The sequence below is a fragment of the Antarcticimicrobium sp. genome, from assembly GCF_029212575.1.
Taxonomy (GTDB): domain Bacteria; phylum Pseudomonadota; class Alphaproteobacteria; order Rhodobacterales; family Rhodobacteraceae; genus Antarcticimicrobium.
Genome location: NZ_JARGPK010000055.1, coordinates 118,646 through 134,669 on the forward strand (window position 1 = coordinate 118,646; position 16,024 = coordinate 134,669).

The 16,024-nt window shown below is 64.7% G+C and carries 13 protein-coding genes; 7 read left to right on the plus strand and 6 right to left on the minus strand.

The window, feature by feature from the left end; translation table 11 throughout:
* Positions 1 to 3 precede the first annotated feature (3 nt).
* A complete protein-coding gene (betA, locus tag P1U75_RS11860; protein WP_300243537.1) occupies positions 4 to 1,662 on the minus strand; it encodes a choline dehydrogenase in 1,659 nt (552 codons plus the stop codon).
* 11 nt (positions 1,663 to 1,673) lie between these two features.
* Entirely contained in the window at positions 1,674 to 3,131 is a 1,458-nt protein-coding gene (betB, locus tag P1U75_RS11865) for a betaine-aldehyde dehydrogenase (protein WP_300243539.1), read from the minus strand.
* Between the two features lie 160 nt (positions 3,132 to 3,291).
* Between betB and choX the strand changes: the two genes are divergently transcribed.
* From choX to P1U75_RS11900, 7 genes are all read left to right on the plus strand, one after another.
* Positions 3,292 to 4,218, plus strand: coding sequence for a choline ABC transporter substrate-binding protein (choX, locus tag P1U75_RS11870; RefSeq protein ID WP_300243541.1), 927 nt, complete (start codon positions 3,292 to 3,294; stop codon positions 4,216 to 4,218).
* A 121-nt stretch (positions 4,219 to 4,339) separates the two neighbouring features.
* Positions 4,340 to 5,170: a choline ABC transporter permease subunit gene (choW, locus tag P1U75_RS11875; RefSeq protein WP_300243544.1), complete on the plus strand. Its 831-nt coding sequence runs from the start codon at positions 4,340 to 4,342 to the stop codon at positions 5,168 to 5,170.
* Between the two features lie 3 nt (positions 5,171 to 5,173).
* Positions 5,174 to 6,199 (plus strand): choline ABC transporter ATP-binding protein, encoded by a 1,026-nt coding sequence (choV, locus tag P1U75_RS11880; protein WP_300243546.1) that lies wholly within the window; start codon positions 5,174 to 5,176, stop codon positions 6,197 to 6,199.
* A 195-nt stretch (positions 6,200 to 6,394) separates the two neighbouring features.
* The gene (locus P1U75_RS11885) at positions 6,395 to 7,795 is read left to right on the plus strand and encodes a circularly permuted type 2 ATP-grasp protein (RefSeq protein WP_300243709.1); all 1,401 of its coding nucleotides are present in this window, start codon (positions 6,395 to 6,397) and stop codon (positions 7,793 to 7,795) included.
* Between the two features lie 7 nt (positions 7,796 to 7,802).
* Positions 7,803 to 8,744, plus strand: a complete 942-nt coding sequence (locus P1U75_RS11890) for an alpha-E domain-containing protein (protein ID WP_300243712.1) — start codon at positions 7,803 to 7,805, stop codon at positions 8,742 to 8,744.
* 4 nt (positions 8,745 to 8,748) lie between these two features.
* Positions 8,749 to 9,555, plus strand: a complete 807-nt coding sequence (locus tag P1U75_RS11895; protein WP_300243548.1) for a transglutaminase family protein — start codon at positions 8,749 to 8,751, stop codon at positions 9,553 to 9,555.
* Positions 9,556 to 9,588: 33 nt separating this feature from the next.
* On the plus strand, positions 9,589 to 10,335 hold the full coding sequence (locus tag P1U75_RS11900; RefSeq protein ID WP_300243550.1) for a proteasome-type protease: 747 nt from the start codon (positions 9,589 to 9,591) through the stop codon (positions 10,333 to 10,335).
* An 85-nt stretch (positions 10,336 to 10,420) separates the two neighbouring features.
* Here P1U75_RS11900 and P1U75_RS11905 read toward each other — a convergent pair whose 3' ends face one another.
* The 4 genes from P1U75_RS11905 to P1U75_RS11920 all read right to left on the minus strand — a co-directional run bounded on the left by P1U75_RS11905 (position 10,421) and on the right by P1U75_RS11920 (position 15,996).
* Positions 10,421 to 11,776, minus strand: coding sequence for a TRAP transporter large permease subunit (locus tag P1U75_RS11905; protein ID WP_300243552.1), 1,356 nt, complete (start codon positions 11,774 to 11,776; stop codon positions 10,421 to 10,423).
* 3 nt (positions 11,777 to 11,779) lie between these two features.
* Complete coding sequence (locus P1U75_RS11910) at positions 11,780 to 13,102, minus strand: TRAP transporter small permease subunit (RefSeq protein ID WP_300243554.1); 1,323 nt, start codon at positions 13,100 to 13,102, stop codon at positions 11,780 to 11,782.
* Between the two features lie 83 nt (positions 13,103 to 13,185).
* Positions 13,186 to 14,286: a TRAP transporter substrate-binding protein DctP gene (dctP, locus tag P1U75_RS11915; RefSeq protein ID WP_300243556.1), complete on the minus strand. Its 1,101-nt coding sequence runs from the start codon at positions 14,284 to 14,286 to the stop codon at positions 13,186 to 13,188.
* A gap of 327 nt (positions 14,287 to 14,613) precedes the next feature.
* Positions 14,614 to 15,996 carry an aspartate aminotransferase family protein gene (locus P1U75_RS11920; protein ID WP_300243559.1) on the minus strand — a complete coding sequence of 461 codons (1,383 nt, stop codon included), beginning with the start codon at positions 15,994 to 15,996 and terminating at the stop codon, positions 14,614 to 14,616.
* Positions 15,997 to 16,024: the final 28 nt, after the last annotated feature.

Below are 16,024 nucleotides of genomic sequence, written 5' to 3' on the forward strand. Positions count from 1 at the left end.
GGCCTATCGCTGGGCCGTCTCCCAGTCGGGGTGAATCCACGGCTGCTCGTTGGCGGGCGCCAGTGGTGCCCGGCCAAGGATGTGATCGGCGGCCTTTTCGCCGACCAGGATCGACGGGCCGTTGAGGTTGCCGTTGGTGATCTGCGGAAAGACCGAACTGTCGGCCAGCCGCAGCCCCTCGACCCCGATCACCCGGCACTGGGGATCGACCACCGCCATCGGGTCGTTGGCGCGGCCCATGCGCGCGGTGCCGCAGGGGTGATAGGCGCTCTCGGCGTGTTCGCGGATGAAACCGTCCAACTCGGCATCGCTCTGCACCGCGTCGCCCGGCTGGATCTCGTGCCCGGCAAAGGGTTTGAACGCCTCCTGCGCAAAGATCTCGCGCGTGAGCCGGATGCAGGCGCGGAAATCGCGCCAGTCGTCGGCGTGGCTCATGTAGTTGAAGGCGATCTTCGGCGCATCGTCCGGGTCGGACGAGGCCAGCGTCACCGCGCCCCGGCTTTTCGACCGCATCGGCCCGACATGGGCCTGGAACCCATGCCCCTCAGCCGCCGCCTTGCCGTCATAACGGACGGCAATGGGCAGAAAATGGAATTGGATGTCGGGGTAGCGGATCCCGGCGCGCGAGCGGATGAAGCCCGCGCTTTCGAACTGGTTCGAGGCGCCCGGGCCGGTCTTGGTGAACAGCCAGCGCGCCCCGACCCAGGCCTTGCCGAAGAGGTTCCAGTATTTGAACAGGCTGACCGGCTGGGTCGCGGTCATCTGGATGTAAAGTTCCAGGTGGTCCTGCAGGTTCTGGCCGACGCCGGCGCGGTCAGCGACGAGCGGAATGCCATGTTCGTTCAGATGCGCAGCGGGGCCGATGCCCGAAAGCATCAGCAGCTTGGGCGAGTTGATCGAGGAAGCGGCGAGGATCACCTCGCGCCGGGCCGCGATCACCTCGGTCTTGCCGCCGCGCTTCACCTCGACCCCGGTGGCGCGACCGTCCTCGATCACCACGCGCCGGGCAAAGGCGCGGATCAGGTCGCAATTGGGGCGTTTCAGCGCGGGCTTGAGATAGGCCTCGGCGGCGGACCAGCGGCGGCCCTGCCAGATCGTCGCCTCCATCGGGCCGAAGCCCTCCTGCTTCTCGCCATTGTAATCGTCGGTCAGCTGATACCCCGCTTGGTGGCCGGCCTCGACAAAGGCGCGGGTCAGCGGGTTGTCGCGCTTGCCCCGGCTGATATGCAGCGGGCCATCACTCCCGCGCCAGTCCGGGTCGCCGCCGTGGCCGCCATCATGCCATGTCTCCATCCGGCGGAAATACGGCAGCACGTCGGCATAGGACCAGCCGTCGGCGCCCATGTCGGCCCAGGTTTCGTAATCGCAGGCGTGCCCGCGCACGTAGACCATGCCGTTGATCGAGGACGAGCCGCCGATCACCTTGCCGCGCGGGGTGGCCAGGCGCCGGCCGGCCAGGTGCGGCTCCGGCTCGGAGCGGAAGCCCCAGTCGTAAAGCGGCATGTTCATCGGGTAGGACAGCGCGCCGGGCATCCGGATGAAGGGGCCCGCGTCGCTGCCGCCGTGTTCGATCACCAGCACCGAGGCCCCCGCCTCGGACAGCCGGTAGGCCATGGCGCAGCCCGCCGATCCGGCGCCAACGATGACGAAATCCGCTTCCATCGCGCCCTCCTTCAGTACGGGGCTACGGTGTCGCCGAGCGCGACATAGACCGATTTGATCTGCGAATAATGCTCGATCGCGGCCCAGCCGTTTTCCCGGCCCACGCCCGAATTCTTGACCCCGCCGAACGGCATTTCGACCGGGGTGAGGTTGTAGGTGTTGATCCAGGTGGTCCCGGCCTGCAATTGCCCGATCACCCGGTGGGCGCGGGTCAGGTCGCGGGTGAAGACGCCGGCGGCCAGCCCGAACTGGGTGGCGTTGGCGCGCGCGATCACCTCGGCCTCGTCGTCGAAATCCAGCACCGCCATCACCGGGCCGAAGATTTCCTCGCGCGCGATGGTCATCCCGTCGGTGACATCGGCAAACACCGTGGGTTCGACGAAACAGCCGTTGCGCTCGGCCCGTGCGCCACCGGCGACGACCCGCGCCCCCTCGTCCTTGCCCAACTGGATATAGGACAGGACCTTGTCCATCTGCGCCGTGCTGACCAGCGGGCCGAAGTTCACCGCCTCGTCCAGCGGATCGCCCATCACCACGCCCTGCAACCGTTCAGTGAGGCGGGCGAGGAACCGGTCCTTGATGCCCTTCTGCACGAAAACGCGGGTGCCGTTGGAACAGATCTGCCCCGAGGAATAGAAATTGCCGAGGATCGCGCCGGAAATGGCGTTTTCCAGATCGGCGTCGTCAAAGGCGATCAGCGGGGATTTGCCGCCCAGTTCGATCGTCACGTGCTTCAGCCCTTCGGCGGCCGCGGCATAGACGCGGCGCCCGGTGGGCACCGACCCGGTGAGCGAAACCTTGGCAACGCGCGGATCGGTGGTCAGCGCCGCGCCGGTCGCGCCCATCCCCTGCACCACGTTGAACAGGCCCGCCGGCGCGCCCGCCTCGGTCAGGATCTCGGCCAGTTTCAGCGCCGAGAGCGGCGTCGTCTCCGACGGTTTGAACACCATCGCGTTGCCGCAGGCCAGCGCCGGGGCGGCCTTCCAGCAAGCGATCTGGATCGGATAGTTCCAGGCGCCGATGCCGACACAGACGCCCAGCGGTTCGCGCACGGTATAGGCGAAATCGCCGCCCAGCGGGATATGCTCGCCGGTGATCCCCGCCGCGATACCGCCGAAATACTCCAGCGCGTCGGCGCCGCTGGCCGCATCGGCCACCAGCGTTTCCTGCAGCGGCTTGCCGGTGTCGCGGGTTTCCAGTTCGGACAGGGTGCGGTTGCGCGCGCGCATGATGTCCGCCGCGCGGCGCAGCACCCGGCCCCGTTCGGCCCCGGTCATCTCGGCCCATTCCGCCTGGGCCCGCGTTGCCGCATCGAGCGCGCGGTCGAGAATCGCGGGCGTCGCCGCGTGCAGCCGCGCGATCACCTCTCCGCTGGCGGGAAAGAGCGAAGCGAAAGCCTCTCCCGCGGGATCCTCGACATAGGCGCCGTCGATGAAATGGCTGGCGGCAGGTTGGCAAAGCGCGGTCATGGGGCACTCCGGATCATTGGGCGCGGACAGGGGGCCTGGAATTTCGGTCTTTGAGTCCCTCTAGACCGTACATTGATTGACCAGTCAATCAGCACAGTTGCGGGAATCTCGAAAATGTGGTTCTTGGGGGCAATCAAACTTGAAACGGGGAGTTTCTCAGATGTTCAGACTGTCGATTTCCGCGCTGGCCCTGGCGGCCATGACGAGCGCGGCCGCCGCCGCGGATTGCGATTCGGTCACCTTCTCGGACGTGGGTTGGACCGACATCACTGCCACCACCGCCGCCGCCACCACGGTTCTCGGGGCGCTGGGCTATGACACCGACGTCAAGGTTCTGTCAGTGCCGGTGACCTATACCTCACTCGCCAAGGGTGACATCGACGTGTTTCTCGGCAACTGGATGCCGACGATGGAGGGCGATATCGCCCCCTACCGCGAGGCCGGAACCGTGGACACCGTGCGCGCAAACCTTGAGGGCGCAAAATACACCCTTGCCACCAACAAGGCGGGCGCGGATCTGGGCATCACCTCCTTCGGGGCCATCGCCGGTCAGGCCGAGGCGCTGGACAGCACCATCTACGGGATCGAGCCCGGCAACGACGGAAACCGCCTGATCATGGACATGATCGCGGATGACGCCTTTGGCCTGAAAGGGTTCGAGGTCAAGGAAAGCTCCGAGCAGGGGATGCTGGCGCAGGTCGCCCGCTCCGACCGCAAGGGCGATCCGATCATCTTTCTCGGCTGGGAGCCGCACCCGATGAACGCCAATTTCGAGATGACCTATCTCACCGGCGGCGATGACTGGTTCGGCCCCAACCTCGGCGGTGCGACGGTCTATACCAATACCTCCGCCGGCTATGTCGAGGCCTGCCCAAACGTGGGCAAGCTGTTGCAGAACCTCGAGTTTTCGCTGGCGATGGAGAACGAGATCATGGGCGCGATCCTGAACGACGGCGACAAGCCGGAGATCGCCGCGGCGACCTGGCTGGCGGCGCATCCGGATGTTCTGGCACCCTGGCTGGACGGCGTGACCACCAAGGACGGCGGCGACGCAATGGCGGCGGTAAAGGCGATGCTGGGGCTCTGACAGCCCGGACCCGAACAGGCGACGCGGCCCCAGCCGGCCGCGCCGCACCCGGGCCGAAAGGCCCGCAAGACGACCGGCGGAACAGCCGGCGCAGGAAACAAGACGCAACAGGGCGAACGGAATGGACTGGTTGACCGACCGCAAGATTCCCGTCGGCGACGCCGCCGAGGGGTTCTTCCTCTGGCTGCAGGATCACGGGGCCTGGTTCTTTGACGGGATGGCCGTGGCGATGGAGGGGCTGATCGACGGCATCCTCTGGGTGCTGCAAACGCCGCATCCGCTGATGGTGATCGCGGTCTTCGTGGCGATCACATGGGGGCTGCAGCGCAACTGGAAGACCTGCCTCTTCGTCGCCCTCGGGTTCCTCTTCATCCTCAATCAGGACTACTGGGAGGAGACCACCGAAAGCCTGACTCTGGTGCTGTCTGCCTGCGTGTTCTGCATGGCGGTGGGGGTGCCGCTGGGGATTGCCGCGGCGCATCGGCCAAAGCTCTATCGCGGCATGCGTCCGGTGCTCGACCTGATGCAGACGCTGCCCACCTTCGTCTACCTGATCCCGGCAATCGTGTTCTTTGGCATCGGCATGGTGCCGGGGCTGATCGCCACGGTGATCTTCGTTGTCCCGGCGCCGATCCGGCTGACGCACCTCGGTGTGTCCTCCACCCCTCAGCCGCTCTTGGAGGCGGCGCAGGCCTTTGGCGCGACGCCGCGCCAGACGCTTTTCAAGGTCGAGCTGCCCTATGCCCTGCCGCAGATCATGGCCGGGCTGAACCAGACCATCATGCTGTCGCTGTCGATGGTGGTGATCGCGGCGCTGGTGGGCGCCGACGGGCTGGGCGTGCCGGTGCTGCGGGCGATCAACACGGTGAACATTGCGCTGGGCTTCGAGGGTGGGTTCATCATCGTGGTGCTGGCGATCATGCTGGACCGTATGCTGCGGATGGAGCGCTAGGCCATGACCACCGCAGTGAAATTCGACCACGTTTCCATCGTCTTCGGCCCCGATCCCGCCGCCGCGCTACCCTTGATGGACGCGATGAAGGACCGGGCCGAGATCCAGTCCGCAACCGGCCAGGTGCTGGGGGTCCACGACTGCTCGCTCGAGGTCGAGGAGGGCGAGATCCTGGTGCTGATGGGGCTGTCGGGCTCGGGCAAGTCCACGCTGCTGCGCGCGGTCAACGCGCTCAATCCGGTGGCGCGCGGCGAGGTGCTGGTCAACGACGGGCAGGCGATGGTCGACGTGACCCATGCCGATGCCGCCACCCTGCGCCGGATGCGGCAGAACCAGATCGCCATGGTGTTCCAGCAATTCGGTCTGCTGCCCTGGCGCACGGTCAGTGAAAACGTCGGCCTGGGGCTGGAATTGTCCGGCGTGGCCAAGCCCGAGCGCGCCGAACGGGTCGACCGGCAGCTGGCGCTGGTGGGTCTCTCGGACTGGGGCGATCGCAAGGTCGGCGAACTGTCCGGCGGCATGCAGCAGCGCGTCGGCCTCGCCCGCGCCTTTGCCACCGAGGCGCCGATCCTGCTGATGGACGAGCCGTTCTCGGCGCTCGATCCGCTGATCCGCACCCGATTGCAGGATGAGCTTCTGGACCTGCAGAAACAGCTCAGGCGCACCATCATCTTTGTCAGCCACGATCTGGATGAGGCGTTCAAGATCGGCAACCGCATCGCCATCATGGAGGGCGGGCGGATCGTGCAATGCGGCACCCCGCAACAGATCTTCTCGAACCCGGCGAACGATTACGTCGCCGATTTCGTGGCCCATATGAACCCGCTGGGGGTGCTTTGTGCCCGCGACGTGATGCAGCCGCTGAGCGGCATGCCCGAACTGACCGTTCCGCCGGACACCAATATCCAGGACGTGATGAACCAGGTGATCGAAACCGGCCGGCCCGTCGGGGTGGTCGAGGATGGCGTCCTACTGGGCGAGATTTCAAAGGACGGCGTGCTGGCAAAACTTCTAGACCCGCGTGGTTGAAGTGCTACGTTGAAACGAACGCGCGAAACGCGCGATGTGTGTCATGCCTGTATTTTGTGCGCAAAGATTGATTTTTACGCAGCCGGAACGGCCGGCAGTCGGGAGAGGGAGAGACAGTGCGCGGCGCCCCTTGTCATTGTTTTTTGAAGATCGGCTGATCATCCCATGGAGCAAGACGTTAACCAGTTCGACGAGATGTTCAGCGGGCCAGAGGCGCCCCGCACCCCTTACGACGGCTATTTCGATTGGTTCCGCGGCGAAGACCTCAAGGGGCTGCGCCGGAAATCGACCGAGGCTGAGTCGTTCTTTCGCCGCATCGGGATCACCTTCAATGTCTACGGCCAGGGCGAGGCCGACGAACGGCTGATCCCCTTCGACCTCGTGCCGCGGATCATCTCGGCGCGGGAATGGTCGCGGCTGGAGCGCGGCATCGAACAGCGGGTGCGCGCGATCAACGCCTTTCTGCATGACATCTATCACCGTCAGGAAATCCTGCGCGCGGGCCGCATCCCGCGCGAGATCATCGCCGGAAACGAGGCGTTTCTGCCGCAGATGATCGGTGTGAACCCGCCTGGCGGGGTCTATACCCATATCGTCGGGACCGATCTGGTGCGCACCGGCGAGGACGAGTTCTTCGTGCTCGAGGACAACGCGCGCACGCCCTCCGGCGTCTCCTACATGCTGGAGAACCGCGAGACGATGCTGCAGATGTTCCCCGAGCTCTTTACCCGGCTCAACGTCCGCCCGGTCAGCTCCTACCCCAAGCTCCTGCGCCGGTCCCTGTCCGATTGTGCGCCGACCGGATCGCCCAACGACCGCCCGGTGGTCGCGGTGCTGACGCCGGGCATTCACAACTCGGCCTATTTCGAGCACGCCTTCCTCGCCGACCGGATGGGCGCCGAACTGGTCGAAAGCACCGATCTGCGTATCGACAAGGGCCGCGTCGCCATGCGCACCACCCAAGGGTATCAGCCGATCGACGTGCTCTATCGCCGGGTCGATGACGAGTATCTCGATCCGCTGAACTTCAACCCCGACAGCCTGCTGGGCGTGCCCGGCATCATGGATGTCTACCGGGCCGGCAACATCACCCTGGCCAATGCGCCGGGCACCGGGATCGCAGATGACAAGGCGCTCTATTCCTACATGCCCGACATCATCGAGTTCTATACCGGCGAGCCTGCGATCCTGCCCAATGTGCCGACCTGGCGCTGTTCCGAGCCTGACTCGCTGGCCTATGTGCTGGAGCATCTGTCCGAACTGGTGGTCAAGGAGGTGCACGGATCGGGCGGCTATGGCATGCTGGTCGGCCCTGTGGCCAGCAAGAAGGAGATCGCCGCCTTCGAGCGCAAACTGCGAGCGCGGCCCGCGAATTATATCGCGCAGCCGACGCTGGCACTCTCGACCGTGCCGATCCTGACCAAGGCGGGGCTGGCGCCGCGCCATGTCGATCTGCGCCCCTTCGTTCTGGTCTCGCCGAACCGGATCGACATGACACCGGGCGGGCTGACCCGGGTGGCGCTGAAAAAAGGCTCGCTGGTGGTCAACTCCTCTCAGGGCGGCGGCACCAAGGACACCTGGGTATTGGGGGACTGAGCAGATGATGCTGGGCAAAAACGCCGGCGGGCTGTTCTGGATGTTCCGCTATATCGAGCGGGCAGAGAATATCACGCGGCTGCTGGAGGCCGGCTGGCGGATCGCGCTGACCCGCTCCGGCGGTGGCATCAGCGAATGGCAGTCGATCCTGACCACGGCGGGAATTAACGCCGCCTACCGCGAGAAACACGACGACTACGGCGCCGCCGACGTCATCAACTACCTGCTGCGCGACAGAACCAATTCCTCTAGCGTGATGAACGCGATCGAGGCCGCCCGCACCAACGGCCGGATGGTGCGCACCGCGCTCTCGGGCGAGGTCTGGGAGGCGGTCAACGATTGCTGGATGACGGTCAAGGACGGGCTTGCCCGCCCGGTGACAGAACGCAGCCTGCACGACACGCTGGGCACCATCCGTCACGGCACCTCGGTGGTGCGCGGGGCGTTGCACGGCACCATGCTGCGCAACGACATCTACGCGTTTTCGCGGCTCGGAACCTTCATCGAGCGGGCCGACAACACCGCGCGCATCCTCGACGTGAAATACTACGTCCTGCTGCCCTCGGCGGCCTTCGTCGGCAGCACCATCGACAATGCGCAATGGGAGGTGATCCTGCGTTCGGTCTCGGCCGAGCGGTCCTATCAATGGCTGCACGGCGGCGACATCTCGCCCAAGGGCATCGCTGAGTTCCTGATCCTCGACAAGCGCATGCCGCGGTCGCTGGCGTTCTGTTACTCCAAGATCGGGCAATACCTGGAACAGCTCGAACAGGACTACGGTATCCGGCAGGACAGCCAGGTGCGGGCGGAAAAGATCTGCAAGCGGCTGGGAACCGCCACGGTTCAGGACATTTTCGAGGACGGGCTGCACGAATTCCTGACCGGGGTCATTACCGACACCTCGAACCTGGCCGGGCACATCGAAACCGATTTCCGGTTCTACAGGTAACCCCATGCGCCTCAAGATTACCCATGTCACCACCTACACCTACGACACCCCGGTCGAATACGCGTTGCAGCAGTTGCGCCTGATCCCGAAATCGGGGCATGGGCAGGGGGTGATCTCGTGGTCCTCGTCGATCACCGGCGGAACCAAGCAGGTCAGTTTCGACGACCTGTTTTCCAACCACACCGAGCTGGTTGTCGTTGACCCGGGCGCAACCCGGATCGAGATCGTCAGCGAGGGCGACGTGGAGATCGAGGATCGCGGCGGCGTGCTGGGCCGGCACGGCGGCCCGGCGCCGCTCTGGCTGTTCCGCGAGGCCACTCCGCTGACCGCGCCGGGCACCGGGTTGCGTCGGCTGGCCTCCGGGCTGCGGGCGGCGTTCGACGATTTCACCGGCATCGAGCCGCTGCACGCGCTCTCCTCCGAGGTCGCGGCCGCCGTGGCCTATGAAACCGGGCGCACAGACAGCGGCACCGGCGCCGAAGAGGCGCTCGCCGCCGGTCACGGGGTCTGCCAGGATCACGCCCATATCATGATCGCTGTGGCCCGGCTGCTGGGCTACCCGGCGCGCTACGTCAGCGGCTACCTGATGATGGACGGGCAGGTGGAGCAGGATGCCAGCCATGCCTGGGCCGAGGTCTGGTCCGAGGCGCTGGGCTGGGTCGGCTTCGACGTCTCCAACGGCATCAGCCCGGACTCCCGCTATGTGCGCGTCGCCACCGGGCGCGACTACCGCGATGCCGCGCCGATCCACGGGCTTCGCCTGGGCGCTGGGGGCGAGGACCTGCATGTCTCCTTGCAAGTTCAGCAATAGGCTGTTTGATAGACGCAAAAAGGGTTCCGAAAGATGACCTATTGCGTCGGCCTCATGCTCAAATGCGGGCTGGTCTTCATGTCCGACACCCGCACCAATTCGGGGGTCGACAACATCTCGACCTTCCGCAAGATGTTCATCTGGGAACAGAAGGGTGAGCGGAACATCACCCTGATGACCGCCGGCAACCTGGCGACGACGCAATCGGTGATCAGCCTGCTGGACGAACGCAGCAAGGAACCGGCCGAACGCAGCCCCGGCATTCTCGAGGCCAAGTCGATGTTCCAGGTCGCCACGCTGGTCGGCAACACCCTGAAAGAGGTGATCGCCACCCACGCCGAGACCGGGCAAAAGGCCGATTCCGCCTTCAACGCGACGATGATCCTGGGCGGCCAGGTCGCCGGCGGCCAACCGCGGCTGTTCCTGATCTACCCCGAGGGAAATTTCGTCGAGGCCAGCTTCGATACCCCCTATTTCCAGATCGGCGAGACCAAGTACGGCCGCCCGATCCTGGTGCGCGCCTACGATCCCGAATTGACATTTGAACAGGCGATCAAGCTGCTGCTGGTGTCCTTCGATTCCACCATAAAGGCGAACCTCTCGGTCAGCCTGCCGCTGGATGTTCATGTCTACGAGGCCGACAGTTTCGAGCCGGGTCAGCAATTCCGCATCCAGCCCGACGATCCCTATTTCGAGCGGATCTCGAGCGGCTGGGGCATCGCCCTGCGCGAGGCCTTCGGGCAGTTGCCCGATTTCACCTTTCCGGAGGACGCCGGCTGACAGCGCCGATCCCGAGACCGAAAAAAAACCGCGCCCGCCCGGGGGGCAGACGCGGGTCCGGCGTCTTCCGTGAGTGAAGCGTCGCCTATCCGTAGACCAGCCTTGGCAGCCAGGTGATGATCTCGGGGAAGAACATGCACAGCAGCAGCCCGACCACCTGCAGCGCAAGGAACGGCAGCGCCGACTTGAAGATGTCCGACATCGGGATCTCTGCCGGGGCGACGCCGCGCAGGTAGAACAGCGCATAGCCGAAGGGCGGCGACAGGAAGCTCATCTGCATGTTGACCAGGTAGAGCACGCCGAACCACAGCACCAGATCGTCGGGGCTGTCGAGGCCGAAGGACTGCGCCCCCAGCGCCTTGACGATCGGCACGAAGATCGGAACGCAGAGCAGCAGGATGCCGACCCAGTCGAGGAACATGCCGAGGATGATCAGCACGATCTGCATGATGATCAGGATGCCCCAGGGGCCGAACCCGGTGGCCTGCAGGGCGTTCTGCACGAACTGCTGGCCGCCCTCGAGCACGTAGAGCCCGACGAAGATGGTCGCGCCGAACATGATCCAGATCACCATGGCGCTGGCCTTCAGCGTGCCGATCGAGGCCTCGCGGATCGTCTGCCAGTCCAGCTTGCGGTGGATGGCGGCAACGATGAAGGCGCCGAAGGTGCCGATGCCGGCGGCCTCGACCGGGGTGGCGACGCCGGTAAAGATCACCCCCAGCACCACGACGATCAGGGCGATCGGCGCCGACATCTTGCTGACCAGGCGGATCTTGTCGGCGGTCGAGATGCGCTCTTCCACCGGGATCGGCGGGCCGAGCTGCGGGTTGATGTAGCTGCGCAGGATCACATAGGCGACGTACATTCCCGACAGCAGCAGGCCCGGAATGACCGCGCCGATGAACAGCTCGCCCACCGACTGCTCGGCCACCACCGCGTAGATGATCGCCAGGATCGACGGCGGGATCAGGATGCCCAGCGTGCCGCCGGCCATGATCGAGCCCATGGCGATCTTGGGGTCATAGTTCCGCTTGAGCATCGCCGGCAGGGCGATGATGCCCATGGTGACAACCGCCGCGCCGATCACGCCGACCATCGCGGCCAGCACGGTCGAGGCGATGATGGTCGCCGCCGCCAGCCCGCCCTTGACCCCGCCGAGGACCTTGTAGATCACATCGAACATGTCGTTGATGATCCCGGCCCTTTCGAGCATGGACGCCATGAAGATGAACAAAGGGATGGCGGAGAGCTGATAGTTCGTCATCAGCGGAAAGATCCGGCTGGGCACGATGTTCAGCGCCCGTTCATCGCCCAGGACGAACAGGAACACGCAGGCCAGACCGCCGGTGACAAAGGCCAGCGGCAGCCCTGCCATCAGCAGCACCAGCAGCGAGCCGAACATGATGAGTGTGAGCCACTCGATTCCGATATCAAGACCCATCGGTTACGCCCCCTTCACGACGGCGCGCAGATCCTGCGCCAGTTTCGAAATGCCTTGCAGCACCAGCAGCAGCCCGCCGATGACCATGACCCATTTCATCGGCCAAAGAGGAACCTCCCATTCATTGAAGCTGATCTCGCCCCAGCGGATATTCGGATCTGTCCACTGCGACAGGTCGAAGCCGGCCAGCATCTCGCCGAAACCGATCTCGCCCCGCGCCCAGTCGGACAGGATCGAGTTGCCCGAGGGCACCGCAATCGCGTCGAAGGCGAAGATATAGGATGTCGCCAGCAGCGTGCCGGCAAAGATGAAGAAGAACACCGAGGTCAGCAGATCGACCCAGGCCTTGTTGCGGCGCGTCAACGGCGCGTAAAAGATGTCGACCCGCACATGGCTTTCGGTCAGCATCGCGTAGGAGCCTGCGATCAGGTACTGCATGCCAAACATCAGATACATGGATTCATGCGCCCAGTTGGTCGGGCTGTTGAACACGTAGCGACCGATCACCTCGAAGTAATAGACAAAGACCGCGATCACCGCCCAATAGCTGACGAACTCGCCGCAGAACAGCGACAGCCGGTCGATATACCCGGTCCAGCCGGCCGAGACATGGCGCGAATCCTCCTGCATCTCCTCTTCTTCCAGCGCCTTCAGCTTGCGCTCGGTCTCGGACATCTCGACCTTGGCGGGCAGGTTCGCGTTGGCCTTGCGGACCATGCCGGGCAACAGCACCGCGTCGATCAGCATCACGGCCAGCAGCAGGTAGAAGGCATAGGTCGAGATCATGCGCCAGAATGCCAGGCGGTCCTGCGCTACGACCTCGATCGGCTCGGCTGCGGCAAGGTCGCCGCGCGCCTGTTCGATCGCTTCGCGGCTCTTTTCGATGCGGCCCTCGGCGCGCTTGATCTTCTTCTCGGCGCCTCGCTTGGCAAAGGAGCCCTCCTCGGCGGCGTCGAAATCAGTGCGCAGTTCCGGCAGGCTGGCCTCGGCCGAGGCCGCGCGCTCGGTCTCGCGCTTGATCGTGCCCTCGGCCATGCGCACGGTATTGGCCGCGTTCGACAGCTCGGACCGCGCGGTCGCGCCCTGGCTGTTGGCGATCAGGATGGCCAGGAACACGGGAATGAAGACCAGTCCGAACAGGTTCTTGAGATAGAACCGGTGCAGGCCGAGCATGCCGCCCGTGACCAGGATCATGTATCCCAGCGCGGTGTTATAGGTCGGATTCTCAGGTTTCGGTCGCTTGGCCAGCGCCATGGCGATCAACGGGAACAGGATCAACCCGGCCCAATATGCCCAATGGGGCAGTGTGAAATCGAGACTTGGCATGCGTCCCCTCTTAGTCTCAATGCGAAAAAGCAGACATGGCCTGCGCCGCGACGGGGCACAGGCCATGTCCTCGGTCGGTCAGATCACAGATCCAGCTGCAACCCTTCGATCTGCTCCGGGGTCACGTACCCGAGCGAGCCGGACATCATGTAATCGAGCTGGATCTTGAAGACCCGCGCGCTGTCCTTGTCCCGGTTGGCGTATTTGAACCAGATCGGCACCGCGACCTCGGTCATCAGCTCCACGTCGTCCTGGCTCAGGCGCGTGACCTCGGTGCCGTCGGCCTCGAACTTGGCCCAGGCCTCCTGGTCGGCCTTCTGGATCGCCGCGTGGTGCATGTCGGAATAGACGTGGGTCTCCATCTCGACGAACTGCCGCATCTGCGGGCTCAGCTTGTTCCAGGCATCCATGCCGACGGTGATGTCCATCAGGTCGACCGGCTGGTACAGCGACATGAAGCCCGGAGGCCCCATCGAGATGTACTTGGTCACCTGGCTGAACCCGAGCGAATAGTTCACCGCCGGCCCGACATAGTCGGCCACGTCGATGGTGCCCTTCTCCAGCGCCGGGAAGATCTCCGAGCCGGGCAGAACCGTCGTCTCGGCGCCGATCTCGGTGAACACCTCGGCCACCATGCCGCCGGGCATGCGCATCTTACGGCCGCGGAAATCGTCGATCGAGCGGATCGGCACCTTGGAGTGGATGATGTTGGGGCCGTGATGGACCGGACCGACGAAATGCATCCCCTGCTTGGCATACATCTCGCGCGCGATCTCAAGCCCGCCCAGCCCGTAATAGAACACGTCCCACTCATGCGGGTTGCGCATGCCCAGCGGGTAGCTGGTCAGGAAGGTGGCGGCGGGGATGATGCCCTGCGCATAGATGGTGAACGGGTTCACCGCGTCCAGCACGCCGTTTTTCACCGCGTCGAACAGCTGGAAATCGCCAACCACGTCATTGGCGCCGAACGGGTTTAAGGCCAGCTCGCCACCGGTCTTCTCGACGATGGTCGCGCACCAGTCCTTGAAGATCTGCAGGCCGGCGCCGCCGGGCCAGGATGTCTGGATCTTCCAGGTGGTGGTTTCGCCGGCGGCACTGGCGATCGATGGCGCCGCCAATCCGGCCGCACCGGCCAAAGCCACCTTTTGCAAGGCAGCCCGGCGAGAGATGTATGTCTTCGTCATGGTATCCTCCCTGTCTTGCCCGGCGGTCTCCCGTCCGCCGGGCCACGTGCTTTGAATTCACACGTCTGAATTGGTAACTTTGTTTATCCAATTTGCATAGATGCATTTTTGAATCATCTTTCTATGGCGAGAAATGCGCGCGCCCTACCGCGTTCGGACCGGGGGCAATCGCGCGGCCTCGAAAATTTGGTCAGTAATCTTGACCCGGCGAACCGGCGCTCTGACGGTGCCGCTGTCCGGTCCGACAACAAAAAAACCGGCAGCCGCTGGGGCTGCCGGATGACGAGGGGATGGACCCTGTGGCGGCGACGACGTCGGCCGCGACTGTCAGGCGATGCCTTCGGCCGCCACCCAATCGGCGGTCAGGTCCAGCACCCGGCCCAGCCGCGCGACGATCTCCTGAACCTGCGCCTCGGTGACGATCAGCGGCGGGCAAAGCGCCAGCGTGTCGCCCACGTTGCGCAGGATCAGCCCCTCGTCATGGCCGAAGTTGAAGGCCGCCGTCCCGACCTTGCCGATCGGATCGAAGGGGCGCTTGCTGTCCTTGTCCGCGACCAGTTCCAGCCCGGCGATCAGGCCTGCTCCGCGCACCTCGCCGACCAGCGGATGATCCGCATATGGCGCCAGCGCCGCCTGCATCGCCGCCCCCACCCGGGCGGCGTTTCCGGTCAGGTCCAGCTCCTCGATGATCGTCAGGTTCTCCAGCCCCACGGCGGTGGCCACCGGATGACCCGAGGCGGTGAACCCGTGGCCAAAGGTGCCGATCTTGTGGCTGTTGTCGGCGATGGCGTCATAGATCTCTTCCGAAAAGATGATCGCGGCCAGCGGCATGTAGGAGGAGGTCAGCTGTTTCGACGTCACCATGATGTCCGGGGTGAACCCGTAATGCACCGCGCCGAAGGAACTGCCGAGGCGGCCGAATCCGTTGATCACCTCGTCGGCGATCAGCTTGATGTCGTACTTGCGGCACAGTGCCTCGACCCCCGGCCAGTAGCCTTCGGGCGGCGGCATCACCCCGCCGGCGGCCATCAGCGGCTCGCCGATGAACCCGGCGATGGTGTCGGCGCCCTCCTCCAGGATCACCTCCTCGATCTCCTTCAGCAGGCGGGCGGTGAAATCCGCCTCGCTCTCGCCGGCCTCGCCAAAGCGGTAGAAATGCGGGCAGGTCACATGCCGCACCGGGATCGCCGGCAGGTCGAAATCGCGGTGGTTCGCCGGCAGGCCGGTCAGGCTGCCCGAGGCAACGGTGATGCCGTGATAGCCCTTGTTGCGGGCGATGAACTTCTTCTTCTCTGGCCGCCCCAGCGCATTGTTCATGTACCAAAGCATCTTGACCACGGTGTCGTTCGCCTCCGACCCCGATGAGGTGAAGAACACCCGGGTCAGGTTGTCCGGCGTCATCTCCACCAGCTTCTCGGCCAGCCGGATCGACGGTTCATGCGCCTTGTGGGCAAAGCTGTGGTAATAGGGCAGGCGCTCCATCTGCGCCATGGCCGCATCGCGCAGCCGCTTTTCGTTGAACCCGACGGCGACCGACCACAGCCCGGCCAGCGCTTCGATATACTGCTTGCCAGACTGGTCATAGACATAGATCCCCTCGCCTCGGTCGATCACCAGCGGGCCTTTTTCCTCATGGGCGCGGGCGTCGGTATAAGGGTGCAGCGCTGTGGTGACATCCACGTGCTGCGCCGAATTGGACATGGGTTTCATCGTCGTATCCTTTGCTTTGCGTCGGTCC

Excerpts from the sequence above, each read along its gene's own strand:
- betA (WP_300243537.1), bottom strand. The coding sequence starts at position 1,662 with ATGGAAGCGGATTTCGTCATCGTTGGCGCCGGATCGGCGGGCTGCGCC.
- betB (WP_300243539.1), bottom strand. The coding sequence starts at position 3,131 with ATGACCGCGCTTTGCCAACCTGCCGCCAGCCATTTCATCGACGGCGCC.
- choX (WP_300243541.1), top strand. The coding sequence starts at position 3,292 with ATGTTCAGACTGTCGATTTCCGCGCTGGCCCTGGCGGCCATGACGAGC.
- choW (WP_300243544.1), top strand. The coding sequence starts at position 4,340 with ATGGACTGGTTGACCGACCGCAAGATTCCCGTCGGCGACGCCGCCGAG.
- choV (WP_300243546.1), top strand. The coding sequence starts at position 5,174 with ATGACCACCGCAGTGAAATTCGACCACGTTTCCATCGTCTTCGGCCCC.
- P1U75_RS11885 (WP_300243709.1), top strand. The coding sequence starts at position 6,395 with ATGTTCAGCGGGCCAGAGGCGCCCCGCACCCCTTACGACGGCTATTTC.
- P1U75_RS11890 (WP_300243712.1), top strand. The coding sequence starts at position 7,803 with ATGCTGGGCAAAAACGCCGGCGGGCTGTTCTGGATGTTCCGCTATATC.
- P1U75_RS11895 (WP_300243548.1), top strand. The coding sequence starts at position 8,749 with ATGCGCCTCAAGATTACCCATGTCACCACCTACACCTACGACACCCCG.
- P1U75_RS11900 (WP_300243550.1), top strand. The coding sequence starts at position 9,589 with ATGACCTATTGCGTCGGCCTCATGCTCAAATGCGGGCTGGTCTTCATG.
- P1U75_RS11905 (WP_300243552.1), bottom strand. The coding sequence starts at position 11,776 with ATGGGTCTTGATATCGGAATCGAGTGGCTCACACTCATCATGTTCGGC.
- P1U75_RS11910 (WP_300243554.1), bottom strand. The coding sequence starts at position 13,102 with ATGCCAAGTCTCGATTTCACACTGCCCCATTGGGCATATTGGGCCGGG.
- dctP (WP_300243556.1), bottom strand. The coding sequence starts at position 14,286 with ATGACGAAGACATACATCTCTCGCCGGGCTGCCTTGCAAAAGGTGGCT.
- P1U75_RS11920 (WP_300243559.1), bottom strand. The coding sequence starts at position 15,996 with ATGAAACCCATGTCCAATTCGGCGCAGCACGTGGATGTCACCACAGCG.